At 58.0% G+C, this 25323-nt stretch carries 26 protein-coding genes; 12 read left to right on the forward strand and 14 right to left on the reverse strand.

Annotated elements, in window-relative coordinates:
- Nucleotides 1-32 precede the first annotated feature (32 nt).
- Both AC2FH6_RS14480 and AC2FH6_RS14485 read right to left on the reverse strand, forming a co-directional pair.
- Nucleotides 33-734: a winged helix-turn-helix domain-containing protein gene (locus AC2FH6_RS14480; RefSeq protein WP_496689945.1), complete on the reverse strand. Its 702-nt coding sequence runs from the start codon at nt 732-734 to the stop codon at nt 33-35.
- Complete coding sequence (locus tag AC2FH6_RS14485) at nt 706-993, reverse strand: hypothetical protein (protein WP_142637145.1); 288 nt, start codon at nt 991-993, stop codon at nt 706-708. The genes AC2FH6_RS14480 and AC2FH6_RS14485 overlap by 29 nt, the downstream gene beginning before the upstream one ends.
- 175 nt (nt 994-1168) lie before the next feature.
- On the opposite strand from AC2FH6_RS14485, the gene AC2FH6_RS14490 reads away from it, so the two are divergent.
- The 4 genes from AC2FH6_RS14490 to AC2FH6_RS14505 all read left to right on the forward strand — a co-directional run bounded on the left by AC2FH6_RS14490 (nt 1169) and on the right by AC2FH6_RS14505 (nt 5122).
- Nucleotides 1169-1657 carry a hypothetical protein gene (locus AC2FH6_RS14490; protein ID WP_496689943.1) on the forward strand — a complete coding sequence of 163 codons (489 nt, stop codon included), beginning with the start codon at nt 1169-1171 and terminating at the stop codon, nt 1655-1657.
- A gap of 109 nt (nt 1658-1766) precedes the next feature.
- Nucleotides 1767-2384 carry a ribonuclease HII gene (gene rnhB, locus AC2FH6_RS14495; RefSeq protein WP_496692538.1) on the forward strand — a complete coding sequence of 206 codons (618 nt, stop codon included), beginning with the start codon at nt 1767-1769 and terminating at the stop codon, nt 2382-2384.
- A 106-nt stretch (nt 2385-2490) separates the two neighbouring features.
- Complete coding sequence (locus tag AC2FH6_RS14500) at nt 2491-3594, forward strand: site-specific DNA-methyltransferase (protein WP_142637139.1); 1104 nt, start codon at nt 2491-2493, stop codon at nt 3592-3594.
- Between the two features lie 145 nt (nt 3595-3739).
- Nucleotides 3740-5122: an adenylate/guanylate cyclase domain-containing protein gene (locus AC2FH6_RS14505; RefSeq protein WP_496703285.1), complete on the forward strand. Its 1383-nt coding sequence runs from the start codon at nt 3740-3742 to the stop codon at nt 5120-5122.
- Between the two features lie 84 nt (nt 5123-5206).
- Here AC2FH6_RS14505 and AC2FH6_RS14510 read toward each other — a convergent pair whose 3' ends face one another.
- Nucleotides 5207-6343, reverse strand: coding sequence for an alkane 1-monooxygenase (locus tag AC2FH6_RS14510; RefSeq protein ID WP_496692535.1), 1137 nt, complete (start codon nt 6341-6343; stop codon nt 5207-5209).
- 58 nt (nt 6344-6401) lie between these two features.
- Nucleotides 6402-7457 carry an A/G-specific adenine glycosylase gene (gene mutY / locus AC2FH6_RS14515; protein ID WP_496677842.1) on the reverse strand — a complete coding sequence of 352 codons (1056 nt, stop codon included), beginning with the start codon at nt 7455-7457 and terminating at the stop codon, nt 6402-6404.
- A gap of 81 nt (nt 7458-7538) precedes the next feature.
- On the opposite strand from mutY, the gene AC2FH6_RS14520 reads away from it, so the two are divergent.
- Together AC2FH6_RS14520 and AC2FH6_RS14525 are read left to right on the forward strand one after the other, a co-directional pair.
- On the forward strand, nt 7539-8045 hold the full coding sequence (locus tag AC2FH6_RS14520) for a DUF721 domain-containing protein (protein ID WP_496689939.1): 507 nt from the start codon (nt 7539-7541) through the stop codon (nt 8043-8045).
- Nucleotides 8046-8059: 14 nt separating this feature from the next.
- Complete coding sequence (locus AC2FH6_RS14525; RefSeq protein ID WP_496703287.1) at nt 8060-8722, forward strand: DsbA family protein; 663 nt, start codon at nt 8060-8062, stop codon at nt 8720-8722.
- A gap of 36 nt (nt 8723-8758) precedes the next feature.
- Here the strand turns inward: AC2FH6_RS14525 and lpxK are convergent, their stop codons facing one another.
- From lpxK to AC2FH6_RS14545, 4 genes are read right to left on the reverse strand one after another with little or no spacing between them, the layout of a single operon-like run.
- Complete coding sequence (gene lpxK / locus AC2FH6_RS14530) at nt 8759-9757, reverse strand: tetraacyldisaccharide 4'-kinase (RefSeq protein ID WP_496703289.1); 999 nt, start codon at nt 9755-9757, stop codon at nt 8759-8761.
- Nucleotides 9744-10979, reverse strand: coding sequence for a 3-deoxy-D-manno-octulosonic acid transferase (locus tag AC2FH6_RS14535; RefSeq protein ID WP_496692532.1), 1236 nt, complete (start codon nt 10977-10979; stop codon nt 9744-9746). Before AC2FH6_RS14535 ends, lpxK begins: the two co-directional genes overlap by 14 nt.
- Nucleotides 10976-11776 carry an inositol monophosphatase family protein gene (locus AC2FH6_RS14540; RefSeq protein WP_496703290.1) on the reverse strand — a complete coding sequence of 267 codons (801 nt, stop codon included), beginning with the start codon at nt 11774-11776 and terminating at the stop codon, nt 10976-10978. Before AC2FH6_RS14540 ends, AC2FH6_RS14535 begins: the two co-directional genes overlap by 4 nt.
- Nucleotides 11763-13109, reverse strand: coding sequence for a TldD/PmbA family protein (locus tag AC2FH6_RS14545; RefSeq protein WP_496703292.1), 1347 nt, complete (start codon nt 13107-13109; stop codon nt 11763-11765). The genes AC2FH6_RS14540 and AC2FH6_RS14545 overlap by 14 nt, the downstream gene beginning before the upstream one ends.
- Nucleotides 13110-13264: 155 nt before the next feature.
- Here AC2FH6_RS14545 and AC2FH6_RS14550 point away from each other — a divergent pair, with 155 nt between their 5' ends.
- Nucleotides 13265-14008 carry an FkbM family methyltransferase gene (locus AC2FH6_RS14550; protein ID WP_496703294.1) on the forward strand — a complete coding sequence of 248 codons (744 nt, stop codon included), beginning with the start codon at nt 13265-13267 and terminating at the stop codon, nt 14006-14008.
- Between the two features lie 35 nt (nt 14009-14043).
- Here AC2FH6_RS14550 and AC2FH6_RS14555 read toward each other — a convergent pair whose 3' ends face one another.
- Entirely contained in the window at nt 14044-15573 is a 1530-nt protein-coding gene (locus AC2FH6_RS14555; RefSeq protein WP_496702718.1) for a DUF2125 domain-containing protein, read from the reverse strand.
- Between the two features lie 139 nt (nt 15574-15712).
- On the opposite strand from AC2FH6_RS14555, the gene AC2FH6_RS14560 reads away from it, so the two are divergent.
- The 3 genes from AC2FH6_RS14560 to AC2FH6_RS14570 are packed head-to-tail and all read left to right on the forward strand — an operon-like array spanning nt 15713 to nt 17795.
- On the forward strand, nt 15713-16456 hold the full coding sequence (locus AC2FH6_RS14560) for an SDR family oxidoreductase (protein WP_496703296.1): 744 nt from the start codon (nt 15713-15715) through the stop codon (nt 16454-16456).
- Nucleotides 16453-17061: an enoyl-CoA hydratase/isomerase family protein gene (locus AC2FH6_RS14565; RefSeq protein ID WP_496703298.1), complete on the forward strand. Its 609-nt coding sequence runs from the start codon at nt 16453-16455 to the stop codon at nt 17059-17061. Before AC2FH6_RS14560 ends, AC2FH6_RS14565 begins: the two co-directional genes overlap by 4 nt.
- Nucleotides 17058-17795: a VOC family protein gene (locus AC2FH6_RS14570; RefSeq protein WP_496702714.1), complete on the forward strand. Its 738-nt coding sequence runs from the start codon at nt 17058-17060 to the stop codon at nt 17793-17795. Before AC2FH6_RS14565 ends, AC2FH6_RS14570 begins: the two co-directional genes overlap by 4 nt.
- Here AC2FH6_RS14570 and AC2FH6_RS14575 read toward each other — a convergent pair whose 3' ends face one another.
- The gene (locus tag AC2FH6_RS14575) at nt 17796-18092 is read right to left on the reverse strand and encodes an HNH endonuclease (RefSeq protein WP_496702712.1); all 297 of its coding nucleotides are present in this window, start codon (nt 18090-18092) and stop codon (nt 17796-17798) included.
- Between the two features lie 47 nt (nt 18093-18139).
- Between AC2FH6_RS14575 and AC2FH6_RS14580 the strand changes: the two genes are divergently transcribed.
- On the forward strand, nt 18140-19312 hold the full coding sequence (locus AC2FH6_RS14580; RefSeq protein WP_496703299.1) for a TIGR03862 family flavoprotein: 1173 nt from the start codon (nt 18140-18142) through the stop codon (nt 19310-19312).
- On the opposite strand, the gene holA is transcribed toward AC2FH6_RS14580, so the two are convergent.
- From holA to AC2FH6_RS14600, 4 genes are all read right to left on the reverse strand, one after another.
- Nucleotides 19309-20337 carry a DNA polymerase III subunit delta gene (gene holA / locus AC2FH6_RS14585; RefSeq protein ID WP_496702708.1) on the reverse strand — a complete coding sequence of 343 codons (1029 nt, stop codon included), beginning with the start codon at nt 20335-20337 and terminating at the stop codon, nt 19309-19311. The genes AC2FH6_RS14580 and holA overlap by 4 nt on opposite strands.
- Nucleotides 20334-20837: an LPS assembly lipoprotein LptE gene (gene lptE, locus AC2FH6_RS14590; protein ID WP_142637105.1), complete on the reverse strand. Its 504-nt coding sequence runs from the start codon at nt 20835-20837 to the stop codon at nt 20334-20336. Before lptE ends, holA begins: the two co-directional genes overlap by 4 nt.
- A complete protein-coding gene (gene leuS / locus AC2FH6_RS14595) occupies nt 20824-23361 on the reverse strand; it encodes a leucine--tRNA ligase (RefSeq protein ID WP_496703301.1) in 2538 nt (845 codons plus the stop codon). The genes lptE and leuS overlap by 14 nt, the downstream gene beginning before the upstream one ends.
- Nucleotides 23362-23432: 71 nt before the next feature.
- On the reverse strand, nt 23433-23921 hold the full coding sequence (locus tag AC2FH6_RS14600) for a DUF3576 domain-containing protein (RefSeq protein WP_142637277.1): 489 nt from the start codon (nt 23919-23921) through the stop codon (nt 23433-23435).
- A 283-nt stretch (nt 23922-24204) separates the two neighbouring features.
- On the opposite strand from AC2FH6_RS14600, the gene AC2FH6_RS14605 reads away from it, so the two are divergent.
- The gene (locus AC2FH6_RS14605) at nt 24205-25242 is read left to right on the forward strand and encodes a porin (protein ID WP_496692521.1); all 1038 of its coding nucleotides are present in this window, start codon (nt 24205-24207) and stop codon (nt 25240-25242) included.
- The last annotated feature ends 81 nt before the right edge of the window (nt 25243-25323 follow it).

The following is a 25323-nucleotide window of genomic DNA, read 5'->3' on the forward strand; positions in this document are numbered from 1 at the left end:
TTTCCAAGGGGCAGAGCAGGATTTTCCCTATATCAAATCATCTGAATGACGTCTTTTTCGATCGACAACATATAGCCTTTTTTAGCGATGTTCTTGACCAGCAACTCGCTGACCATCTGATTGCCCAAAGCATCGCGCAGGCGCTTGATCCGCGTCGCGCCAGCAGCCTCGTCACAATCAGCGGTGCTTTTGCCGGAAATCATCGCCTCGATCTGAATGCCGGATAGAACCTCGTCATCCAACCGGGATTCGGCAAGAACTGACAGGGTTTCCATCGCCGACGCAGTCAGTTTGAAATCCATGTTATTGAGATAGACGGTATTCTCTTCCCGGCTGATCAAAAGTGAAGTGACCTGAATCCCAGTGCGCTCAATCTGTGCCATGCGTCGGTTCAACAGCACCAGCATGACCAGAAACACCAGCGCAGCAATCAGCATTGCAGTGGCGAAAACCAGCAAAACAAAGATAACCATGCGGTAACTGGACAATGTATCGGCAAAGGCAGTGCCGGACTGGGCCAGAATCTCGAGTAGGCGAATCTCGGTCTGCGAGGTCAGATCACTCTCGACGAACAGACGTTCGACGCGGGCATTGAACGCGTTTGCATCTGGCAATGTCCACAACAGAAAGGCGGCAGAGGCCACAAGTATGACAACGATTACCGTGATGCCCGCGCCAACCAACCTGACGCCCGAGCGCCGTGCCTCAGTAACGGAGATAGAATTTTCCGGCATTGGCCTTCCTTTTATCCAACCCTTCAGGCCCAAAAACGGACATGACGTTCAGCAGGGTCCAGCCCGAGCCGCGCAGCCGTTGTGCGACCTCTTTTTTGGCTTTTCCTTTGCCGCAGGATGAAACCTGCATGACGCCATAATGCAGACGCAACGGATTGTCCTGCTTGGCCTTGTAATCGGCATAGCAATCCGCCGCTGACGCCATGGAACCAAGCGATATCAGGGCCCCGATGGCCAGAGAAGAGAGGATCTGTTTCATAGGCCGCATCCTGCGCATGGCTTTGGTTGATATTCAATAACGCAAAGGGGTTTCGCGGTCTGATATCGGATAACAAAACGGCGTTATTGCTTGTCTGAAGGGGACACCCCCAATGTCGGGTTATCGAATTTACGGACTGTCATCACGTCCACCGAGTACCCGAAAGGACAGCACCATGCATAAGAAATTCATCGCTCTGATCATCGCCTCTGCAGTCGCAATCACCGGCGTTTCTGCATCCCAGGCCCGTGCCGCTGATGCAGAAGATATTCTTGGCGGGCTGGCGGCGATTGCCTTGATTGGCGCTGCCATCCATCATTTTGACAAGCAAGGCGACAGCAAAAAGGTTACCCGCAACTACAACCACGTGTATCAGGCCCCCAAACAGCACATCCAGAGGACCCCCAGGCATCGGCCGAACCATATCCGTCCCTTGCCCGAGCGCGTTGCGCGCTATAGTCTGCCGCAACGGTGCATGGAAACCTTCAAGGGCTATGGCAAAAAGCGCCCGCTTCTGGGGACGCGCTGCCTGGATAAGCACTACAAATACGCCAATAGCCTGCCCAAAAAGTGCAAGGTCGGTTTCTGGAATGGCAATAAGGTCAAGCGGGCCTATGAACCCGCCTGCCTGCGCCAACAGGGATACCGCGTCGTTTACAAGTAATACGGTTCGAGCAGGAGTGGTGCCTTAGAAGCATCACGTCGGAGAGGGCAGCGATTGCTGTCCTCTCTTTTTTCTTGCGCAATGGGGGAAAACAGGATTTTCCCAAAACATGACCACACCAGATTATGAGATTGAAAAAGCCGCTCTTGCGCAGGGATATCTGCGGATTGCCGGTGTCGATGAGGTTGGCCGAGGTCCGCTGGCCGGTCCTGTTGTGGCGGCGGCGGTGGTCCTGAACCCCGCGGAAATTCCCCAAGGTCTGAACGATTCAAAGAAACTCTCGGCCAAGCGCCGGGCCGCATTGGATACTGCCCTGCGTGGCTGCGCCGAATTCGCGGTGGCCGAGGCTTCGGTGGCCGAGATTGATGAGCACAACATCTTGCGTGCCTCGCATCTGGCAATGGAGCGCGCGGTGGCGGCGCTGGATCCCCCCCCTGATTATCTGTTGATCGACGGAAATATGATTCCGCGCGGACTGGCCATTCCGGCGCAGGCAGTGGTCAAAGGCGATGCCCATTCCGTGTCGATCGCCGCAGCTTCGATCCTTGCCAAAAACTGGCGCGATCAACTGATGGTGGATTTGGCGCAACAGCATCCGGGATACGGCTGGGAGACAAATGCCGGTTATCCGTCAAAACAACACAAGGATGCGCTGCGAAATCTTGGTGTGACCCCTCACCATAGAGTTTCGTTCAAGCCCGTCCACAATATGTTGTATCAAGAGTAAATCGTAAGCCGCTGATTCAAAAAAGAAATTGACGGCGAATCGTCTTTGACTCATCCTTGTCTCAACCAAATGAGCGCATAAGCGCCGTGGAACTTGAGGCAGCGATATGACAACGACCACCAAAAAGGGCGCGACAGCGCTCCCTGTAAACACGATTCTATCCGGGGACTGCATCGAAGTGATGAACAGTCTGCCCGAGGCATCGGTTGACCTGATTTTTGCCGATCCCCCATATAACCTGCAGTTGAAAGGGCAACTGCACCGCCCCGATAACAGCCAAGTGGATGCAGTCGATGATCACTGGGACCAGTTTTCCAGCTTTGGCGTCTACGACCAGTTCACGCGGGAATGGCTGAAGGCGGCCCATCGTCTGCTGAAGCCCAATGGCGCCATCTGGGTGATTGGATCGTATCACAACATTTTCCGCGTTGGGTCTGCGTTGCAGGATGCAGGGTATTGGATCCTCAACGATGTAGTTTGGCGCAAATCGAACCCGATGCCGAATTTCCGTGGCAAGCGGTTCACCAATGCGCATGAGACAATGATCTGGGCCTCCAAGCGTGAAGGGGCGAAATACACCTTCAACTATGAGGCACTGAAAGCGTTGAACGAAGGCGTCCAGATGCGCAGCGACTGGGTGCTGCCGATCTGCACTGGCCATGAACGGCTCAAGGATGAAAACGGCGACAAGGCGCATCCGACGCAGAAACCGGAATCATTGCTGCACCGCGTGCTGGTTGGATCAACCAATCCGGGTGACGTTATTCTGGACCCGTTCTTTGGCACCGGGACTACGGGGGCCGTGGCCAAGATGCTGGGTCGCGAATTCATCGGGATCGAGCGCGAAGAAAGTTATCGCAAAGTGGCCGAAAAGCGCATCGCGAAAGTGCGTAAATTCGACCGCGAAGCGCTGGAGGTCAGCGCCAGCAAACGCGCCGAGCCACGCGTGCCCTTTGGCCAGTTGGTCGAACGCGGCATGCTACGCCCGGGCGAGGAACTCTATTCCATGAACCAGCGTCACAAGGCCAAGGTCCGCGCCGATGGGACACTGGTGGGGCAAAATATCAAGGGTTCGATCCATCAGGTTGGCGCCCATCTCGAGAATGCGCCCTCCTGCAACGGCTGGACCTACTGGTGCTTCAAGCGCGACGGCAAAACCGTGCCGATCGACGTCTTGCGTCAGCAGATCCGGTCCGAGATGCACAACTGATAGACCAATACCGCCGGTGCCTGTGGCCTGACACAAGGCACTAAGCCTTGCCCCGCCGATCAACGGCGGGGTCTTTTGTTTCTTTCCCTGATGAGTTCCGATATGAGCCTAATGAAGCAATCGGCGCAGTGTAGGAGCTTTCGCAATGTCGGACACAGCAGCCAGCGAACCTCGGGCTAGGCGGTTCTTTTTCACCCGTCCGAACGAAGTAGAAATCGAGAATAAATACACCGAAGCTGCGCTGGAACGGCACAAGCGCGAGGGGCTGGAGCTTGCTGTCCGGGCCCGCTGGATCGCAATGGGTCTGACTGGCCTTTTGCTGATCTACCTGAACCCGCATTGGGAGGTCCTTTGGTATCATTTCATCCTTTTGCTGATTTGCGCAAATGGTTGGATGATCCGACGGGCAGGCCGTGTGGGGCAATCTCGGACAGAGTTGCTACTAATCTTTGTTGACCTTTTGATTATGACTTTGGGGATGATCATTCCCAACCCGTTCAGCGATGATGTGCGCCCGTTGGCGATGCAATTCCGGTTTGACAACTTTCAGTATTTCTTCGTCATTCTTGCAGCAGGAACCATGGCCTATTCCTGGCGCACGGTGATTGCCATAGGCACATGGACTGCAATAATCTGGACTACCGGATGGGTGATCGCCTGGTGGGTTGCGTTTCCGATTCCCGGCATAAGTGAGAAAGTGGCCGAGGCCTTGCAGGGGTATCCGGATGTAGCCGAGATGTTGGATCCAAATAGTTTCAGATCTTCGATCCGAATCCAGCAAGTGATTGTGTTCCTGATGGTGGCGGTGACGCTGGGCGTGTCGATGCGGCGGCTCAATCATCTGCTGATGACCAATGCTGGGTTGGAACGGGAACGAGCGAACCTGTCGCGATATTTCTCACCAAATGTGGTGGAGGAACTGAGCCAAAATGATGATCCGCTCAAACAGGTGCGAAAAGAGAATGTCGCAGTGCTCTTCATAGATATTGTGGGGTTCACCAAATATGCGGCGGGTCGTGATCCTTATGACGTGATCGAGGTGCTGCGTGGATTTCACGCCAGGATGGAGGCCGAAGTGTTCCGCCATCATGGGACATTGGACAAGTACTTGGGCGATGGTCTTATGGCAACTTTCGGGACCCCGGTGACGACACCGTTGGATGCGACCAACGCGGTATCCTGCGCGCGCGGCATGGTGACTGTGATTGACCGGTGGAACATAGAACGTAGACGTGCCGGAGAGCCCGAAATTCATGTTGGCATCGGTGTCCATTATGGCTCGGTTGTTCTGGGGGATATTGGCGCCAACCGTCTGGAATTTGCTGTGATCGGTGATGCGGTAAACGTCGCTGCGAAACTTGAGGCAATGACCCGCGAGCTGCAGGCCCGGATCGTGCTGAGTGATGCGGTGCGCCTGCAGCTTGAGCAGGAAGGGAGCAGTGCCTCCGAACTGACAGCCGAATTTACCGAAAACAAGGGCCACCCTGTGCGCGGTGTTGAATACCCGATGGATATCTGGGTGATGTAGCTTAAGGCTCTATCGTCGATGGACCATGCATCAAAGACGCAGGGCCAGTCGTTGGGCCGGGCAGCGCGCCGAGGCACGCTGCGGTCAGGACCCTGGCATCGGGTTTTGTGACTTGTTGTAGGGTTGCCAGTCTGTGACTTCGGGGTAGTACCGGCGGCGCCAATCCCGCACACGGGGGTTCATGACACGCCGCCAGAGCGGTGGGATCATCGCGGCGATCGTCATCACTGGGTATCCGTAGGGCAGTTGCGGTGCGGTGTTCTGATCGTGATGTTGAAGCAGTGGAAATCGACGGTTGGGTTTGTAGTGATGGTCCGAGTGGCGCTGTAGATTGATCAGCAGCCAGTTCGACGCTTTTTGCGACGCGTTCCACGAATGACAGGGCAGGACGTGTTCGTACTTCCCCTGGCCCAGATATTTTCGGGTCAGCCCGTAATGTTCGACATAGTTCACCAGTTCAAGCTGCCAGATGGCGACGCCGGCCTGAATCAGAAACAGGACAAGGCCGGACCATCCGCCAATCAAACCTGCCAACGCCAGCAAGCCGCCCTGTAATATCCAATACCGCCAGAACGGGTTTGTGCGGTCCGTCCAGGGGCGGTCCTTGCGCGCCAGTTTCTCGCGCTCGGCATGAAAGGCGGAGGCCAGACATTGCCACAGAACACGCGGATAGAAGCGATGAAAGCCTTCGTTGTACCGTGCTGTTACCGGATCGCGCGGGGTTCCGACATAGCGGTGGTGAACCAGCAAATGTTCGGACCGGAAGTGCGAGTACAAGACCATGGCCAGTAGGATGTCGCCAAGCCCGCGCTCCAGCCGGCCCTTCTGGTGCATCAGTTCGTGGCTGTAGTTGATTCCAATCGTTCCCGAGATCACACCCATGCCAAAGAACAGGCCGATCTTTTCTGGTGAAGACAGGTGAGAGCTGTGCGTCACATACCAAAGCAGCCCGTAAAGGGTCAGGAACTGTACCGGAACCCAGGCTTTGGTCAGCAGGATATACCAGCGCAACATGCTGTCCGGCGTCTCTGGGTCCGCATTTTCGAGGTCGAGCCCGGTGAGCTGATCCAGCGCGGCAAATATCCACCATGTTGAAAGCGGCACCAGCAAGACCCACCAGCCACCCACAAAGGCCGTGGCCCAAATCAATGGAATCAGCAAAAACGAGACCCAGAATGGAAGGGTGGATTGCCAGCGAGTCAATGTTTCAGATGCGATCATCAAAGGCTCCGGTCGACGCGGGACAGACTATCCGTAGATCGTGTTTCAGCATAATGTGTTACTGGTTGCGCCAGAGGTCAAATGCCTTGCGCATGACCGTCGGCAGATCGCTGGGCCGAAAGGCATGTTTATCAAGCAAGATCATGTCCTCCGGTGCCGCACCGGGCGGTAAAGAGGTTGCCCAAACCTGCAGGATCAGGTGGAAATGCGTGAACGTGTGGCGCACTTCGCCCGGTAGAACGCGCCAGTCCGCCGCAAACGGCGCGGTGTCAGACGGCGCATCGGACCATTCGGATCCCGGCCATCCCAGCATACCGCCCAAAAGCCCTTTGTCTGGGCGGCGTTCAAGCAACATCGCCCCGTCCGCTGTCTGGGTGATGTAGACATGGCCATAACGTGTGGGTTTTGGCTTTTTCGGTGTTTTGCGGGGCAGATCGGCCTGGGTACCCGCAGCGTGGGAGCGGCAACGCGTGCGCATTGGACATATCCCGCATGCCGGGGATCTTGGGGTGCAGACAGTCGCACCCAGATCCATCACGGCCTGTGCATAGTCGCCCGGACGCACCGCTGGGGTCAATGCAGCTGCACGTTGCTTGAGTTGTGGTTTTGACCCCGGCAGCGGATCGTGAATGTCGTATAGGCGGGCTATGACACGTTCGACATTGCCGTCCAACACGGTTTCCGGACGATCAAAGGCAATGGCTGCAATCGCGGCGGCTGTATACGGGCCTATGCCCGGCAGGTTCAGCAGCTCATCGTGTGAGTCGGGAAAACAGCCATCATGGCTTTCAACCACAACGCGCGCGCATTTCAGCAGATTGCGGGCGCGGGCATAATATCCCAGACCGGCCCATTCCCCCATGACCTGCTCGTCAGGCGCTGCGGCCAGTGATTCAACTGTCGGCCACCGAGATGTGAACCGCAGGAAATAGTCGCGCACCGCTGCCACAGTTGTCTGCTGTAGCATGACTTCGGACAGCCAAACCCGATAGGGGTCAGGACGCATTCCGGAAGACCTATCGGCAGGACCGATGCGCCATGGCATTTCACGGGCATTGCGGTCGTACCAGGCCAGCAACTCATCGCTGAAGTCAATTTCGTGGGTGTCACGCAAGTTTTACATATCTCCTTGTCGGGTTTCGCTGGCGCCCGGTGTTCTGCCCTTTACAATAGAGAGACAGGAGTTGGAAACCAGATGCAGCCCAGACGTTCTTCGACACGCGGCTTTAAACGTACTGCGACATTGCTGAACGGCCAGATCAGGCGCGCCGGGGAAAGCCGGGGATTCGCCGTTTCACGCCTGTTGACCCATTGGGCCGAGATCGTCGGACAGGATGTGGCCTCGATCGCGCGGCCGGTTAACGTAGGCTATGGCAAGGGCGGTATGGGGGCCACGCTGACGGTGCTGACCACCGGCCCGCAGGCGCCGATGCTGGAAATGCAGAAGGAACAGCTGCGCGGTAAGGTGAATGCGGTCTATGGCTATAATGCGATTAGTCGGGTGCGCATCACCCAGACGGCTCCTACAGGATTTGCCGAGGGGCAGGCCAGCTTCGACCACAAGCCGAAACAGGCGAAACCCACAATCGAACCAGAAATTGCAGCCGAGGCAGACCGGGCTGCGCAGGGCGTCCATGATGGCGATCTGCGTACAGCCCTTGAACGTCTGGGCCGTAACGTTTTATCCAAGCAAAAACGCTGAGAAAGGGCTGATTCATGAGCCGTATTGCAATCGGAATCTGCGCGGCTGTCGCCATAGCCGCAGGTGGCTATTGGCTGTCGCTGTCAAATTCCTCTCCGTCCAACCCGCTGGTCAGCAGCGCCGAGGCACAACAGGCCGATCTGGACACTTCGACCATCATCGAAATGGTGCAAGGGTCCGCGGACGCGCCCGTCGAGATCATCGAATATGCGTCCTATACCTGTCCGCATTGCGCGAGTTTTCATCAGGGGCCGCTGAAGAAAATCAAAAAGGACTACATCGACACCGGCAAGGTCAAGTTTACCTACCGCGAAGTGTATTTTGACAAATACGGACTTTGGGCCTCGATGGTCGCGCGCTGCGGCGGCCCCGAGAAGTTCTTCGGCATCTCCGACTTGATCTACAAGGATCAGGCTGAATGGACCCGTGCCGGTGGACCTGCGGAGATCGTGGATGAACTGCGCAAGATCGGACGTTTAGCTGGGATCAGCAATGACCAGCTTGATGCTTGCCTGCAGGACGGAAATCGTGCGCAGACCTTGGTGGCCTGGTATCAGGAGAACGCAGAACGCGACGACATCAGAGCAACCCCATCCTTTATTGTGAACGACAAGAAGGTCGACAATCAGTCTTACGAAGAATTCAAAAAGCTGATCGACGCCGAACTGGGCAGCTAAATCCAAATACGACCGGCCTGTCAGGGCCGGTCGCCTTCAGGGCGAAGGCGCGACCTGCAGTAGCAACTGTTTGACCCGGTCGCCCTCGTCCATATTCAGCCGGACTGGTAGGGTGATGACTTTGCTGCGAAAGGCGGCTGGCAGGCGGACCGCATCTTTTTCCGTCGTGACCATCTGAGCGCCCAGCAGGCGTGCTTCATTCTCTAGCCGTGTCATCAGGGCCGGTGTCAGGGGCTGGTGATCGTCCAGCGCCTCGGCCCGCAGCAGGGTGGTGCCCTGTTGGCGCAATGTGGCAAAGAACTTTTCCGGATGACCAATTCCTGCAAAGGCGAGAACCGGCGTGCCCGTCCAATCCATTCCGGTCTGCAGCGGTTCGACCGCACCGGTCGCATGTGGAACCGTCAGATTTCCCCCCCAGCGGGCGGCGAACTGTGTCTGCGCGTCTGAGCCGCCCAGCGACAACACCAGATCGGCCCGTTGCAATCCGACATCAACAGGCTCGCGTAATGGACCCGCAGGCAGGCACAATCCGTTGCCGAAACCACGTACGGCATCCACTACGATGACCGAGAAATCCTTGGCGACCGAGGGGTTCTGAAACCCGTCATCCAACAGGATTACCGTTGCCCCGGCCTGGGCAGCGGCTTTTGCGCCCGCGGCGCGGTCCTTGGCCACCCAGACATCCGCAAATGCGGCCAGCAGCAGCGGTTCATCCCCGACTTCTGCCGCCGAATGTTTGCCAGGATCGACGCGCACAGGTCCTGTCAGTGCGCCGCCGTGGCCTCGGGTGACAACATGGGTCTGATGCCACGCGTCCCGCAGCTGTTCGATCATCCAGATCACGGTTGGTGTTTTGCCGGTCCCGCCTGCATTCAGGTTTCCAATGCAGATAACGGGGACGCCTGGGTTGAAACCTGTTTCCGAGGCCAGCCTGCGGGCTGTCGCCGCCGCATAAACCCGTCCCAACGGGGACAGCAGCCGGGCCCTGAGGTCCAACTGATCCGGAGCGGTGTTCCAAAAGTCAGGTGCCCGCATCGTCGGTGCTCCGTTCGTCCAGATAGTCCTGTACCAGTTCGATCAGCTGATCTGATTGCGGCGCGCCGTCGGTCACGATCTGCCAGCCTGCCAAAGCCATATCCGCCGCGCGGTCAGGCGCAAGTAGCTCTACCACGGCATCCCCAAGTTCGGTTGCGGTTCGGACCGTTAAAGCGGCGCCTGCCTGGTCCAGCTGATCGTAGGCTGTCTGATGCTGGTCAACATGTGGGCCATGTATGACAGCCGATCCCAGGGCGGTCGCACCAAACGGATCCTGTCCCCCGTCGCCCCGTTCGAGCGAGTTGCCGATAAAGGACACTGCCGAAACACGGTACCACAAGCCCAAAACCTCTGGGTCCGAGGACAAGACGACCTGTGTGGTATCTTCAATCATGCCGCCATCGTCCCAGTTGATGCAGCGCAAGTCCATGGCTTCGAGCCGCCGGTGCAGTGGGGCGGCTTCCTGTATGTCGGCGACATGCAGGATTAAGGTCAACCGGGGCAGCATCCGCATGGCCTGACGGTGGGCGCTGAGGACCGAGATGAACTCTTTATCCTTCACCCAGGCCGCAAGCCAGATGGGTCTGCTTGAAAAGGCGTGATTGGTTTCGATCAGTTCGTCTTCGGGCCACGGAGAAGGGTTCGGACTTATCAGCAGAGGAGGCGCCTCGCTGACCTTGGTGAAGGCGATTCCCAGTTTGCGGATCTGCCGGGCCGTTTCGTTGCTGGTAGCCAGAATTCGTTGAAAGCAATCGAGAGTGTACCGGCTGATATCGGGCAGCCACCGGGTCCCACGCGCGGTGTTCAGGTCGATTTCAGCTTCGATCAGGATCAACGGCACTTCGCGCTCGTGGGCACGGGTAATCACATTGGGCATCAGCCCGCCGCCAACCCAAATGCCAATATTCGGACGCCAATGGTCCAGAAACACCCGCGCGGCGCCGGTTTGTTCCGAAGGTAGGTTCACAAGTATGTATTTCGAGCAGTCCCACTGACTCAGGTCCGCTTCGGGTGGGGCCGACAGGACAACCGACAGGCCTGGGCGCGACTGCAGCAGCCTGTGGCAGAAATCCATCATCGCCCGAAGGCGACCCGGATTGGCGATGTGAATCCAGATCAGATCTCCTGATGGTCGGGGCACATAGGGTTGGTCCCCGTTGCCGGGTACGCCCCACGAAAGCACGCGATAGGCCGCCAGACTAAGGGATCGCGGTTTGCTCATGGCGCAATGCCCGCACTGTCTGGGTCAATCTGATCAGCCAGTTGCCGGTGCAATGGCGGGTTTGCCGCGATGACACCATTCAGGCGCGGATGTGGGTTGTTAAAGCGCAGTGGGGCGCCAAGCCGGTCCGTACATATGCCACCTGCCTCTTGGACGATCAAATCCCCTGCGGCGATGTCCCATTCCCAGCTGGGGCGCAGTGTCAACATTCCGTCAAAGCGACCCTGCCCGACCAATGCCAACCGATAGGCAAGCGACGGGCGATAGTTTCGACGGAATTGAGGAACCCGGCCCTGACACCAGTGCCGGCTGTCCAGATTGGGTTTCGCGGCCAGGATCTCGGCCGTCGTGATGTCTTGGGTGTCCGATACGACAATCGGCGCGCCGTTTAGTGTGGCCCCTTGGCCCTTGGCCGCCGCATACAACAGGTCACGCAAGGGCAGGTAAATAACCGCCGCCGTCACCTGACCATGTTCCGCCACAGCCAGGGAATGCGCCCAGGTCGAGGAACCTTCGGTGAAGCTGCGGGTGCCGTCGATCGGGTCAATGATAAAAACCCGGTCCCGGGACAGGCGATGCTGGGTGTCCTCGGTCTCTTCGCTGAGCCAGCCGTAACCCGGTCGCGCAGAGGGCAAGCGCTGTTCGAGCATCGCGTTCACGGCCAGATCAGCCTCGGTTACCGGGCCTGCACCATCGGGCTTATCCCAGCGTTGTGCTTTTGCCCCGGAATACCGTGTTGCGATGTTTCCAGCCTCGCGCGCGGCGTCAATCAGCAGGGGCAGATCAGTTGCCGGCAAGTGTCATTCCCTCGATCAGCAACGATGGGACCACACGCGACAAATAGGGGCGGGCGTCATTCGCCGGAATAATCCGCAGAAGCATATCGCGCAGATTTCCGGCGATGGTGCATTCGTTGACCGGATGGGTGATCTCTCCGTTTTCGACCCAAAAGCCCGAAGCCCCACGAGAGTAATCCCCTGTATTGGGGTTGATGGTCGATCCGATCATCGACGTCACCAACAATCCGGTGCCCATATCGCGCAGCAGCTCTGCGCGGCTGTGCTCGCCCTGTGTCAGGCTCAGGTTCCAGTTGCTGGGCGACGGAGGCCCGGACACGCCACGCGTAGCATTTCCTGTCGAGGCCATCTTGAGCTTGCGTGCGCTGGACAGGTCCAATGTCCAGCCCGTCAATACACCGTTTTCGATGATCGCCCGGCGTTGTGTGGGCAGGCCTTCGGCATCAAAGGGGCGCGACCCGGACATGCGCGGGCGATGTGGGTCTTCGATCAGCGAAAGATATTCCGGCAGAACCTGCTGTCCTAGGCTATCCGACAACCAGGACGAGCCGCGCGCGATGGATGTGCCGTTGCTGGCGCCCAGAAGATGCCCGATCAGCGACGAGGAAATCCGTTCATCGAACAGAACCGGATAGACGCCTGTTGCAGGCTGGCGCGCGCCGACCTGTGCCACTGCACGTTCGCCTGCGGTCCGGCCAATCTCGTCCGGGCTGCGCAAATCGCTTTGGAAGGTGCGGCTGTCGCCGTCGTAATCCCGCTCCATCCCGGTGCCCTGGCCCGAGATTGCCACGCAGGAGGTCGACCGGCTGCTGCGCTCATACCCGCCGGAAAAGCCGTTGGTGGCGGCCAGATGCACGCGGTGGGTGCCATAGGCGGCTGCGGCATCCGACACTTGTGTGACACCGTCGACCGTAAGCGCCGCGGATTCCGCCGCCAGAGCGTCCTGCAAAAGGTCTTCGGCCGTGGGTGCCGGCGCGGGATCGCGCAGTTCCAGCGCCTGAATATCCCAATCCCGGATCAGCTGGTCCTCATTCGCCAGACCGGTAAACGGGTCTTCGGGCGCTTCGCGGGCCATGGCAACGGCGCGTTCGGCCATGGCCGTCAGGGTTTCGGCGCGGCTGTCGGAACTTGAGACGATGGCTTGACGCTTGCCCAGAAACACCCGCAGCCCCAGATCGGTGCCCTCGGACCGCTCGGCGGCCTCAAGCGCGCCAGAGCGTACCTCTACCGAGACCGAAGACCCGTCCAGCACGATGGCATCCGCAGCCTCGGCCCCGGCCTTTCGGGCGGCATCCAGCAGGTGTTGGCTGATCTCTTCGGGTGTGCGCGTCATGTGGCCTCCGGTCTTGTTTCTTTGGACCTATCGTCCGCCCGTCCGTCCCGCAAGACCTGCGGTCATTTTCGGGGGTTTGCAGAAAGGCCAGAAAGGCGAATTTCGCATGTGGCTGCAATAATTCCGCTGTTTTGTCCGTAGCCGTAGGTTAGTAGTTGATCCAACTGGATGAGAATGAGACGACTGGGCAGGAAGAACGGGCAGGCCACAACATGCAGAACAATCTATCGCTGCGCGGGGTTACGATCCCCGATGATCCGCAGATCATTACGCCTAAGGTCAAGCGTTCAATCCTGGCCGAGCGTTACGAAAAAGACGAAGTGACCGGTCTGCCGAAATTCATCGACGCGAAGGATCGCGTGGTAGAGCTGGGCGCTGGGATCGGCTTCATCTCATCCTATCTGGTGACGCAACTTGGTGTACGCCACGCAATGTGCATCGAGGCGAACCCGACGCTGTGTGAATTCATCGGCCGTGTCCACAAGGCAAATGACATTGCGAATGTCGAGGTGGTGAACGCGGTTGCTCTCGGCGATACACGGGTTCCCGGAACCGCCCGATTTTACATACGTGAACCGTTCTGGTCCTCATCTCTGGACCCTGATCCGGACTATGTCAGAGAGGTCAGCGTGCCGGAACGTCCTCTGTCAGAAATTCTGCGGGACTTTGAAGCCAACGTGCTGATCGTCGATATCGAAGGAGGCGAGAAGTTTCTGTTCGACGGGGTCGATCTTGTGAATGTCCAGAAAGTCTATCTTGAGGTCCACACCCGTAAGATCGGATTGCACGGGATCAAGGCTTGTTTCGATCATCTTTCGGCACTTGGGTTTGCCTACGATCAACGTGTCAGCAGCGGTGGGTCGGTGCTGTTCCGGCGTGTTCGCCGGCGCTCGTCGTAAAAGGGAAGGCAGCCGGGCCGCCTTCCCTGTTTCTTTTATTTGATGCGCTGTCCATTGGCCAGAATTTGACCATCTTCCTTGAACTCGATTGTCGAATTCAGCGTGTCGGGCTCTTCCCCTGGCACTGCCATGAGACCCATCATCATTCGCGCGCCCATTGCGTCTTGCTCGGCAATCAGACCCATACCGATCAGAGTGTCGATCAGGGCATTCGCACCAACCAGTTGCAGGTTCGCAACGCCAGCGGGGGTCGGCAGACCGCCCAGTTCCTCAGTGTTGGAATTGTCGAAGGTGAAGTCGCCATCGCCGGACAGTTCCGCACCGACCATAGAGACCAGCAACTCGTTGATCGTCAGAGAGTGCAATTCACCCGGCGCTTCGTCCGCAAACTCAAGCGCCTCTACGGCCTCTGGGTCAAAGAGGTTGGTCAGCACTTTGGCCGTACCGGAAAGGTCCAGCGCAATCGTGGCCGGATCGCGTGGCAGGGCGGCTGCGGGGTCAAAAATGCTCCACAGTACGTCTGACATGGTGAAGTCCGACAGGTTCATGGCCAGGCCAAAGGGCTGAATCTCTTCAGATTCATGGAGCGGGAATTCGAACTTGAAACCAGCACTTTCCATGGCAATTTCGATTGGAAAGGGCAGTTCCGCAGTGGTTACAGCAATCTTGGCGCTGTTTTGTTCGACGTCATATTCAAGTCGGTTGGCGTCGATGCTACCGGAAAGTCGTCCACCTTCGGATTCGCTGGCCAGCGTAAAGTCTTCGCCTTCGCTGCTGCCCGCCATAGAGGTCTGGCCCGATCCGTAGGTAAAGACGCCCGAGAACGCAAAGCCAGCTTCATAGATTGCCTGCGGGTCAGAGAGATCGAAATCTGAAGGGATAATGCTGGTGCCGTCGAAGGCCAGATCGCCAAGCGTGCCGTCGAATTTTCCAGCGTCGTCGCTTTCGGGATCCTGAAATGCCAAGCTGTAGGTCATCTCTGATGCCGTAAAGCTTTGGTCGACATCGCGGTTTTCGCCGATCTTCATTTGCGAGCTGCCGCTCACATCCGCCATTTCAAGGTAGCCACCAACCACTTCGGGCGGCAACGTTTCACCGTCGACTTCGATGTTACCCAGTTTGATTCCAAGGCTGTCTGCAGAGTAATCGTAAGTCACATCATCCGGATCGCCAGAGACGGTCATAACAAGCCCGCTGTGGAGGTATTCGATATCGACTGTAAATGACTCGTCCTGACCATCGACATTGCCGGTGACGGTCATGGGGAAACTTTCCGGGACACCAATATTGACGCTCCCGTCGCCATTGTCGGTGAGGGTCATTTCAGGCATGGCCATGCTGAACGATCCCTCTTCTTCCGGGAGATCCATCGACATCGTCAGGTTTTCGATGGTGATACCATTGCCGGTATCTGTCTGGTCACCTGATACAGTATAGCCCATCTGCGCCAGATAGGACTGCCAGTCATCCCAGACTTCCTGTGGAGTAACGTCGGCAAGCGCCCCCTGCGAAATGACAGTGTAGGCCAGAACTGCGCCGCAGGTGCGGCGGAGAAAAACGGACATCATAGAACCCTTCTTGATCAAATTTGCGCGCATGGTGATGCCGGTGGCGGCGGGCGTCAAGGGGGAAGGGCTGGACCCATTCCCCGTTCGCAGGATAGAGGTTCATTAATTCTCAGGACAATGGAGGTACTGGAACCTTATGCAGGGGAAAACCGTACTGATCACTGGGGCCAGTCGCGGCATCGGGGCCGAGGCAGGGCGCGTATTTGCCGCAGCAGGGGCTAATGTCGTGCTAGTGGCGCGTAATCGGGATCAAATTCAGGAACTGGCGTCGTCGCTTGGTGAAAACGCTATTGCACTGGCCTGCGACGTCAGTGACTTCGCCCAGGTCGAGCTGGCCGTGGAAGAGTGTGTAAACAAGTTTGGCGGACTGGATGTTCTGATCGGCAATGCGGGTGTCATAGACCCGATCTTCCATTTATCCAGCGCTGATGTTGCCTCATGGGGCAAGGCGATCGACATCAACCTCAAGGGTGTATTTCACGGAATGCGTGCCGCGCTGCCGGTTATGCGCGCTGCGGGTGGGGGGACTGTCCTGACGGTCTCTTCCGGTGCGGCGTCGAACCCAGTCGAGGCCTGGAGCCATTATTGCGCATCGAAGGCCGGTGCCAAGATGCTGACGGAATGTCTGCATCTTGAGGAATCCTCAAATGAGATCCGCGCCATGGGCCTGTCGCCCGGCACGGTTGCAACCGATATGCAGCGGGTCATCAAGGCCAGCGGGATCAACGCCGTCAGCCAGTTGGATTGGACCGATCATATCCCCGCCGATTGGCCGGCGCGGGCGCTGTTGTGGATGTGTTCGTCAGACGCGGATGAGTTTCTAGGCACCGAAATTTCGCTACGGCGCGAAGATATTCGGCAAAGGGTTGGATTGACGTGATTGAATTGAACAAAGCGGACGGGCTGTGGACAGTCACGCTCAACAACCCCGACAAGGCAAATGCGCTGACCGGTGCGATGCTGACCGAACTGTGCGAGATTGCCGAGGCTGCGACCGATGCAAGTGCGTTGATCCTGACCGGGGCTGGCAAAGTGTTCAGCGCCGGGGCCGATCTGGAAGAGGCGCGCGCCGGTCTGGCGACCTCGGACCTGTGGGAGAGGTTGTCTGGGGCCATCGCCGCGCTGCCCTGCCTGACGGTCGCCGCACTGAACGGGACGCTGGCGGGCGGGGCCAATGGCATGGTGCTGGCCTGCGATATCCGCATCGCCGTACCGGAAGCCAAGTTCTTTTATCCGGTTATGAAGCTGGGTTTTCTGCCACAACCCTCTGATCCCGCACGCATGGCGGCCCTGATCGGTCCGGCTCGGACAAAGATGATCTTGATGGCCGGGCAAAAGATCACTGCGGATGAGGCTTATGCCTTTGGGCTGGTCGATCGCGTGGTTGCACCTGAAGACCTGATGCAGACCTCCCTTGATCTGGTGGCTGACAGCGTCGCCGCCAATCCTGAAATTGCGACTGGTATTGCGCGGTTATGTTCATGAGGTTGTCTGCCCTGCGTCTGCGCGTGGCTGACACGGATCGTCTTGCCGAGTTTTACGGGGATGCAATGGGTATGACTGCACGCCGGCAGGGCGCAAGCCTGCGATTGGGATATGTCGGGCAGGATGCCGATCTGCTTTTGATGCCCGGCGGGGGCGGGTACACACATGATCGGGGCCAGAGATATTGGAAGATCGGCATCACCCTGCCGGATGTTGATCTGGCCGCCGCCTATCTGCGCGAAAAAGACATCGAGGTTTCCGAGCCGGACCAGTTTCTGGATATCGGCTATATGTGCCACCTGACTGATCCCGAGGGTTTCGTGATCGAACTGCTGCAACACGATTTCCGTGGCAATCGCCCGGACGGTATCGCCGATCCCAAGACCCCTTTCGCGGATGCGCGTATTGGACAAATCACCCTGCGCACCGGGAACATCGCGGCCGAGGATTCCTTTTGTCGTGCACAGGGGATGCAGCTGTTATCTGTGCAGGATGTGGCACAATATGGGTTCGATCTGCACTTTTATGCCTTCACCGACGAGGTTCCCCCTAATGCTGACCTGTGGTCTGTTGAGAACCGCGAATGGCTTTGGAAACGCCCCTATACCACGCTCGAGTTTCAGCACAGCGCAGGTGCTACGTTTGCTCGGGCCCCCGATTTTCGGGGGCTTGAGATGCAGGGCTTGGCCCAGCCCGGCCATGATGCTTTTGGCGACCCTGTCCTGCCGGGCTGATTACCGACGACGCCGTTTTCTCGGCACTTTGGATCGAAAATCAGGGGGCCGTTTGCGAATCCAGTTCAGAAATCTTTCTAGGCGAGGGTGGGCGCGCAATGCTTCGATCGTATTGAAATCCCGTGCCAGCTCCGCTTCGGTCAGGGTGGCGTGGATCTCTTTGTGGCAGATCACATGCAGAAAAACCGTGGGGCCGCCCTTGCCCCCTTTCAGTTTTGGGATCAGATGGTGCAGGCTGCCGTTCCCATCGGGGATCGGCCGGTCGCAGAGGGGGCAGATCGGGTCGCGGTCGGTCATATCAGCGTAACGTCGCGCCGCAGGGCGCAAAAGGCAAGAGGACAGCAATGGCACAAGCCGTCGTGATCGGAGGCGGGCCAGCGGGCCTGATGGCGGCGGGTGAACTGGCCGCCGCAGGTCATGATGTGCTGGTGGCCGAGGCCAAACCCTCGGTCGCCCGAAAGCTTTTGATGGCGGGCAAGTCCGGCCTGAACCTGACCAAGGATGAATCGCTGGAAACACTCCTGTTGTCTTATGGCCCCGGTGCTGAGTGGCTGCGCCCCATGCTGGCGGAGTTTGATGCCACCGCCGTTCAGGACTGGGCGCGCGATCTGGGGCAAGAGGTGTTTACAGGCTCAACCGGGCGGGTGTTTCCAAAGGCGATGAAGGCCTCACCACTGTTGCGAGCTTGGCTGGGGCGGCTTGATGCGGCGGGGGTGCAAATCAATACCCGGTGGCGGTGGACTGGCTGGAACGGCGATGCCCTGGAATTCGACACTCCGGAAGGCCTCCAGCAGATCAAGGCAGACGCGACCATTCTGGCGATGGGCGGCGCAAGCTGGGCGCGGTTGGGATCGGATGGCGCCTGGGCCCCGCTGCTGCAAGAGGCAGGTGTCGACCTGTCGCCATTTACCCCGGCGAACTCGGCCCTGTCGGTGGAGTGGAGCGCACATATGCAGCCGCATTACGGGGCTGCGATCAAATCCGTTGGGTGGACTGCCGGGGGTGTGATCAGTCGCGGCGAGGCGACGATTTCATCCAAAGGCCTTGAAGGCGGAGGGCTCTATTCCCTGACGCCCGCTTTGCGAGAAGGAGCGCCGTTGAGTGTTGATCTGGTTCCCGATCTGGATGTAACTACCTTGCAGCAGAAAATTGCAACCAAGAAATCCAAGACGACGCAGTCGCAATGGATGAAGAAATCTCTGCATCTGTCTCCGCAAAAGATCGCTCTGTATCACGAGATGAACAGGGGAAGCGGTCTGAGTGTCGAAACGTTGAAATCTCTGCCCCTCAGCCACGCGGGGTTGCGGCCAATGGATGAGGCAATCTCAACCGTTGGAGGTGTTCGGCAAGGCGCTTTGGACGAAGGGTTGATGCTGAAATCCAGGCCCGGAATGTTTTGTGCCGGCGAGATGCTGGATTGGGAAGCTCCGACTGGTGGGTATCTGCTAACTGCCTGTCTGGCGACAGGGCGATGGGCCGGGCGATCAGCTGCAAACTGGCTGGCGCGGACCGCTTAACGCGACTTTGCCAGCATCGCCAGACGGATCATGGCACGTTCGACCAAAGCCATGGCTGGGGCCGTTTGCCCAGCTGACCGCAATGACAGATCCGTATCAGTCAGAACGGTCAAAGCGGTCTGCAGTTTGGGTGCCCCCCATCCCTGTGCTTGCCGCAGAATACGATCACGCCGCTTTCCATAGACGGGTGGGCGCAACTTGCCGACGCCCTGTGCCGCACCACCGGGATCGGCGGCACAGGCGTAAAGCGTTCGAAAGTGTCGGGTTGCTCCGATACACAGGCTGACCGCATTTGTACCTTGCGATTGCAGCCGTCGTATCAGCGGGCTAATCTCTCCGGCTCTGCCTTCGGCGACCACGTTCAGGACATCGTCCAGAGCGGCCTCGGTCGAGCTGGGTGCACAGGCCTCGATATCTTCGAGAGCCAATTCAGTATCGTCTCCGCGCTTGTAAAGAGACAATTTTTCAATGGTTTGCGTAAAGTCCCCGGGGCTGATGGCCGTGGCAAGTTCGGTGATGGCCGACATTGCATCCGGTGGAATGTTATTGACTCCGGCCTGTGCCAGAACCCGTTCAACCTCGGCCCTAGAGGGCGGATCGTCATAGATCCCAACGGCATAGGCTGCGGGATGCAACTCGAATGCCTTACGGATCTTTGAGCTGGGTTTGAGCTGCCCGGCAGTCACGATGATCTGAGCGTCGCCCGTTGCCCAATCCTCGAATGCGGTAATGATGGCTGGGGCGGCGACATCAGTTGCATCTTCGACGAAAACTGCACGTGGGCCGGGGAAGAACCCGACAGCCTTGACCGCGTCCAGCAACAGTGCCGGTTCCCCGCGCAGATCACCACCTGGCATTCGGGTCAGGCGCATTTCCTCTTCGGCGCCTTCTCCCAGCAGGGCTGACAAGACCTGTTGCCGTTTCAAGGCCACACGCATCGCATCGGATCCGTAAATCAACAACCCTGCCTTGCCCGCGTCCGGTTTGGCGAAATACCCCTCAGCCTCGCGCGGGCTGAGCTTCATTGGGTCAGGCCCGGTGCTGCATAAAGGCGGTTCACGATTTGATCGGACAGGATGATCATCAGCCGCTCGGTCGCGTCACGTTCGTCCGCAAGCGTTGAGACGGTTGAGCCTGCAGCGGAATAGCCCACGAAATCATGGACATTTCCTGATACCAGAATCCGCCCGGTTTCAGCGGACCTGAGGGAAAATTCCGCGCGCCCTTCGATTGTATACCGGTTTGTCTCGTTGGTAGTCGTGATCGCTGCAGATTGCGTGGCCGTAGCAACCTTAACATCCAGATCATACAGCTTTTGTGCGCTCGCATCCCGGCCCAGCCGCTGTTCCAAATTCTGGACAAGCAAATAGCTTTCCACGGAATTTGGCTCAGTTACAGCAACTTTACCATGCAATGCTTCACCTGTTCCGCCCGGCGCGTAAACGGGTTGGAACCCGCATGCGGCCGCCAGCAAGCAAGCAGCCAGCGGCATCAACAAAAGGCTTCTGCGATTAAACAACGACATTCACGATCCGACCTGGAACAACGATCACTTTCTTCGGCGCGGCACCGTCCAGTGCCTTTTGCACAGCTTCGGTGCTGAGCGCGATTTTTTCAACCTCTGCCTTGTCCATATCTTTTGGAACGCTGATTTCCGCGCGGCGTTTGCCGTTGATCTGGATCGGCAGGGTTACAGTGTCATCGACCAGCATAGCTTCGTCCGCGACGGGCCAGGGGGCTGTTGCGATCAAACCTTCGCCGCCCTGATGCGCCCAGATATCTTCGGCCAGATGTGGTGTCATCGGCGACATCAACTGTGCCAGCGTCTTTATCGCCTGCTTTTGGGCCGCTGCACCCGCTTTGGATTTTGCCAGCGTATTGGTAAACGCATAGAGCTTTGCAATGGCGGCATTAAAGCCGAAGCTTTCAACACCAAGCGTCACGTCATGGATGGCTTTGTGCATCTCGCGCAGCAGGTCTTGATCCCCGTCGCCTTTTGCCTCGGGGTCCATCGCGCCGATCTTGTCGCAGAGGTTCCAGACACGGTTCAGGTGCTTGAATGCAGCCTCTGCGCCTGATGCTGTCCACTCCACATCCCGCTCGGGCGGTGAATCGGATAACACGAACCAGCGCGCGGTATCCGCGCCGAAGGCCGAGATAATGCTGACCGGGTCGACCACGTTTTTCTTGGATTTCGACATCTTGGCCGAGGGGATGATTTCGACCTCCGTGCCATCGGCGAGTTTGCCGTCGGTCACATCCTCGGGCAGGTGATAGACCGGACGGCCATTGGCGTCGTGGGTTTGATAAATCTCGTGCGTGACCATGCCTTGGGTAAACAAGGCATCAAAGGGCTCGATGGCCTTTTTCGGCAAATGGCCAGTGATCTGCATCGCCCGCGCAAAGAAGCGGGAATAGAGCAAGTGCAGGATAGCGTGTTCGATGCCGCCGATATATTGATCGACATTCATCCAGTATTCAGCCTCGGCCAGATCGGTCGGGGTTTCCGCGTGCGGAGCCGTAAAGCGGGCGAAATACCACGACGAATCGACGAACGTATCCATCGTGTCGGTTTCTCGCTTGGATGGCGCACCGCAAGACGGGCAGGCGCAGTCGCGCCAGGTCGGGTGGCGGTCCAGAGGATTGCCCGGTTTGTCAAAAGTGACATCGTCGGGCAGGCGGATCGGCAAGTTTTCTTTCTTTTCGGGCACCACGCCGCAGGATTCGCAATGCACCACGGGAATCGGGCACCCCCAATAGCGCTGACGCGACAGACCCCAATCGCGCAGACGGTATTTGGTAACGCCTTCGCCCCAGCCCGCTTTTTCGGCGAAATCGACGGTGGTGTTGATTGCGTCATCACCCGTGGCGTCGGTCAGCCCGGCAAAATGGTTTACCCAGCGGACTTTTTCGGTTTTCGGCGGAACGAATGCGGTTTTGTCGACCGGCGTGTCATTATCAAGCGCAAAGAACGTGTCGACGACGGGCAAACCGTACTTACGGCAGAAATCCAGGTCGCGCTGGTCGTGGGCCGGGCAGGCAAAGATGGCGCCGGTGCCGTAATCCATCAGGATGAAATTGGCGATCCAGACCGGCAGCTCCCAATTCGGATCCAGCGGGTGTTTGACCTTGATACCAGTGTCATAGCCCAGCTTTTCGGCGGTCTCTATGGCCTCTTCCGTGGTGCCGCCCTTGCGGCATTCGGCAACGAACTCAGCCACTTCGGGGTTTTCGGCCTCAAGTTGCTTGGCAATCGGATGGTCCGGCGAGATGCCGACGAAAGACGCACCCATCAGTGTATCGGGGCGCGTTGTATAGACGGCGATTGGCTCACCACCATCGATGCGTTCAAAGCCAAACTGCAATCCACGCGACTTGCCGATCCAGTTTTCCTGCATCAGGCGCACTTTTGCCGGCCAATTCTCCAGCGTTTCCAGCGCATCCAGCAATTCCTCAGAGTAATCGCTGATCTTGAAGAACCATTGCGTCAGCTCGCGCCGTTCAACCAATGCGCCCGAGCGCCAGCCGCGCCCGCCTTCGACTTGTTCATTGGCCAGTACGGTCATATCGACCGGGTCCCAGTTCACCACTGCGTTCTTGCGGTAAACCAGACCGGCCTGCAGCATATCCAGGAACAGCGCCTGTTGCTGGCCGTAATATTCTGGGTCACAGGTGGCGAATTCGCGGGACCAGTCGATGGACAGGCCCAGAGGCTTCATCTGGCTGCGCATGTCGGCGATGTTGCCATAGGTCCAGTCTTTCGGGTGACCGCCAATAGCCATCGCAGCGTTTTCTGCAGGCATCCCGAACGCGTCCCATCCCATCGGGTGCAGCACGTTATGGCCGGTCGCAAGCTTGTGGCGCGCGATTACGTCGCCCATCGTATAGTTGCGCACATGTCCCATATGGATGCGGCCAGACGGGTAGGGGAACATTTCAAGCACATAGTATTTCGGCTTGTCCGCCTTGTGGTTGGCGGTGAAGATTCCGGCCTTGTCCCAGGCCTCTTGCCATTTTGCTTCGATTTCGGTGGCCGAATAGCGCGACATCGTGCGGTCCTTCGTAATGAAAACGCCGGGCATGAACCCGGCGTGGTAATATTGTGATTTGAAGCGGGTTGCTAGAGCTTGTTGTCCGCAATGCGCAGCTGACGGGCGCGGGACAGGATTGCATCTTCGATTGCGCGTGTGGTTGCCGCGCTGACCGGGGCACCCCCGCTGGTCTGCAGCGCAACCGACAAGGATCGTGCCGCCAGGGCGGGATCGCTGATGTGAACCGTGGCCCTGTATTGCCGTCCGCCACCCGGAGGCGTGCCGTAACCTGTTACGATTACACCGGTAAAGGGATCGACTTCCTGCACAGGCAGAAAGTTAAGGACATCCAGCGAGGCAGCCCACAGATAGCGGTTCACATTGGTAACCTGCTCGGCGTCTGCGGTGTTGAATACATCCCAGATCGTTGAGCGATTCGGATCGTTCAGCTCACGCTCGTCCGAGCGACCGCCATCCACATTGAGTGGCGTTGCACTGGGTTCTGCGTTGCGATTCTGTCCGCAAGCCGACACCGCGGCTGTCACTATGATCAAACCGAAAATTGTCTGCAGGCGCATGTTGGACAGGTTCCGTTTCGTTGGTTTTAGGTTATTCACGTTACTCCTAGACAAGGTCTGGTTCGTCAACAAGCTTAATCTTGTCACATCCAGAGCAGGCTTCGGGGTTGATTCAGTGGGCAAATCAGACTGTGGCATCCTTGCACCAATTCTAGGCCAATGCGCGTCAGTTTTTATGCCAAGCTTGCGTGACAGGGGCAAAAAGGGCGAAACGGTTCCCGTGCTGAGACATGTGCCTAAGCACGTGTCGAGTTAAAAAACTTTTGAAACCGAGGGAAACAAGATGAAAAAAGTTCTCTTCGCATCGACCGCACTGATTGCAACCGCAAGTGTTGCAGCGGCCGAAGTTAAGTTCAGCGGCTACGGCCGTTTTGGTATTGGTTATCAGGAGGACCGCACAGCGGCCACCACCACCACCACTACCACCACCACTACTGCAAGTAGTGCAACTGTTCAGAACGTTAACGTGTTCGCGAACGACACTGACGACGCAATCCTGGTCTCGCGCTTCCGCTTGAACATCGACGGCACAGCCGAAACCGATGGCGGCGTTGAGTTCTCGGCTCGTGTACGTCTGCAGGCTGACGAAGACTCGTCCACCGGCGAAGCCAACTCGGCTGGCCTGAACGGCGCGCGCTTCTCGGTCATCTACGGTGGTCTGCGTGTTGACGCTGGCAACGTTGCTGGTTCTTTCGACAACTTGGCAAACTACTACGGTAACGAGCCTGGCCTGGAAAACTTCATCGGTCAGTATTCTGCCGTTGACTATAGCTTCCTGGGTTACTCGTCGACCGGTTCGGGTTCGAACGCTGTGTTCTTCCAGTACGCAGTTGGTGACTTCGCCTTTGGTGCGTCGTACGACCAAGCAACTATCTTTAACGGTGGTGGCAGCACAACCGACGCGGATCGTTGGGACGTAAGCGCGACTTACACCTTCAACAACATCACTGCAGCGCTGGCCTATGGTCAAACTGACGCGGGCACTGGTGGCGACGATCCAAGCCTGCTGGTCTTCACCCTGGGTGCAGAATTCGGCGACTTCTCGGGTACGCTGTTTGTTGCTGACGATAAAACCGAAGTTGACGCCACCGACGGCACTGCTTGGGGTGTATCGGGTGCCTACAATGTTGGCGCCGCGACCACGCTGACCTTCGCCTACGGTGACGGTAACGCTGATGCGGACACGCAGCAGTACGGCATCGGCGCCATCTACGACCTGGGTGGCGGTGTATCGCTGCGCGGTGGTGTAGGTGTCAGCGACTGTGACGTCTGCGACGACTCGACCACACGTGCCGACTTTGGTGCACAGTTCAACTTCTAAGTTGATCTGAGCCGCAAGGTTTAAGGGCAGGTCTTCGGACCTGCCCTTTTCTTTTTGTCCGACATAGTGTTTTTCTTCGCC

The organism is Ruegeria sp. CDSC045 (assembly GCF_059610725.1).

Bases quoted from the DNA above. Each gene is read 5' to 3' on its own strand.
- rnhB (WP_496692538.1), top strand. From the start codon at position 1,767: ATGACCACACCAGATTATGAGATTGAAAAAGCCGCTCTTGCGCAGGGA.
- AC2FH6_RS14570 (WP_496702714.1), top strand. From the start codon at position 17,058: ATGAGGTTGTCTGCCCTGCGTCTGCGCGTGGCTGACACGGATCGTCTT.
- AC2FH6_RS14535 (WP_496692532.1), bottom strand. From the start codon at position 10,979: ATGAGCAAACCGCGATCCCTTAGTCTGGCGGCCTATCGCGTGCTTTCG.
- AC2FH6_RS14500 (WP_142637139.1), top strand. From the start codon at position 2,491: ATGACAACGACCACCAAAAAGGGCGCGACAGCGCTCCCTGTAAACACG.
- AC2FH6_RS14580 (WP_496703299.1), top strand. From the start codon at position 18,140: ATGGCACAAGCCGTCGTGATCGGAGGCGGGCCAGCGGGCCTGATGGCG.
- AC2FH6_RS14525 (WP_496703287.1), top strand. From the start codon at position 8,060: ATGAGCCGTATTGCAATCGGAATCTGCGCGGCTGTCGCCATAGCCGCA.
- AC2FH6_RS14480 (WP_496689945.1), bottom strand. From the start codon at position 734: ATGCCGGAAAATTCTATCTCCGTTACTGAGGCACGGCGCTCGGGCGTC.
- AC2FH6_RS14605 (WP_496692521.1), top strand. From the start codon at position 24,205: ATGAAAAAAGTTCTCTTCGCATCGACCGCACTGATTGCAACCGCAAGT.
- AC2FH6_RS14510 (WP_496692535.1), bottom strand. From the start codon at position 6,343: ATGATCGCATCTGAAACATTGACTCGCTGGCAATCCACCCTTCCATTC.
- lpxK (WP_496703289.1), bottom strand. From the start codon at position 9,757: ATGCGGGCACCTGACTTTTGGAACACCGCTCCGGATCAGTTGGACCTC.
- lptE (WP_142637105.1), bottom strand. From the start codon at position 20,837: ATGTCGTTGTTTAATCGCAGAAGCCTTTTGTTGATGCCGCTGGCTGCT.
- holA (WP_496702708.1), bottom strand. From the start codon at position 20,337: ATGAAGCTCAGCCCGCGCGAGGCTGAGGGGTATTTCGCCAAACCGGAC.
- AC2FH6_RS14545 (WP_496703292.1), bottom strand. From the start codon at position 13,109: ATGACGCGCACACCCGAAGAGATCAGCCAACACCTGCTGGATGCCGCC.
- AC2FH6_RS14600 (WP_142637277.1), bottom strand. From the start codon at position 23,921: ATGCGCCTGCAGACAATTTTCGGTTTGATCATAGTGACAGCCGCGGTG.
- AC2FH6_RS14560 (WP_496703296.1), top strand. From the start codon at position 15,713: ATGCAGGGGAAAACCGTACTGATCACTGGGGCCAGTCGCGGCATCGGG.
- AC2FH6_RS14485 (WP_142637145.1), bottom strand. From the start codon at position 993: ATGAAACAGATCCTCTCTTCTCTGGCCATCGGGGCCCTGATATCGCTT.
- AC2FH6_RS14575 (WP_496702712.1), bottom strand. From the start codon at position 18,092: ATGACCGACCGCGACCCGATCTGCCCCCTCTGCGACCGGCCGATCCCC.
- AC2FH6_RS14490 (WP_496689943.1), top strand. From the start codon at position 1,169: ATGCATAAGAAATTCATCGCTCTGATCATCGCCTCTGCAGTCGCAATC.
- AC2FH6_RS14555 (WP_496702718.1), bottom strand. From the start codon at position 15,573: ATGTCCGTTTTTCTCCGCCGCACCTGCGGCGCAGTTCTGGCCTACACT.
- AC2FH6_RS14505 (WP_496703285.1), top strand. From the start codon at position 3,740: ATGTCGGACACAGCAGCCAGCGAACCTCGGGCTAGGCGGTTCTTTTTC.
- leuS (WP_496703301.1), bottom strand. From the start codon at position 23,361: ATGTCGCGCTATTCGGCCACCGAAATCGAAGCAAAATGGCAAGAGGCC.
- AC2FH6_RS14520 (WP_496689939.1), top strand. From the start codon at position 7,539: ATGCAGCCCAGACGTTCTTCGACACGCGGCTTTAAACGTACTGCGACA.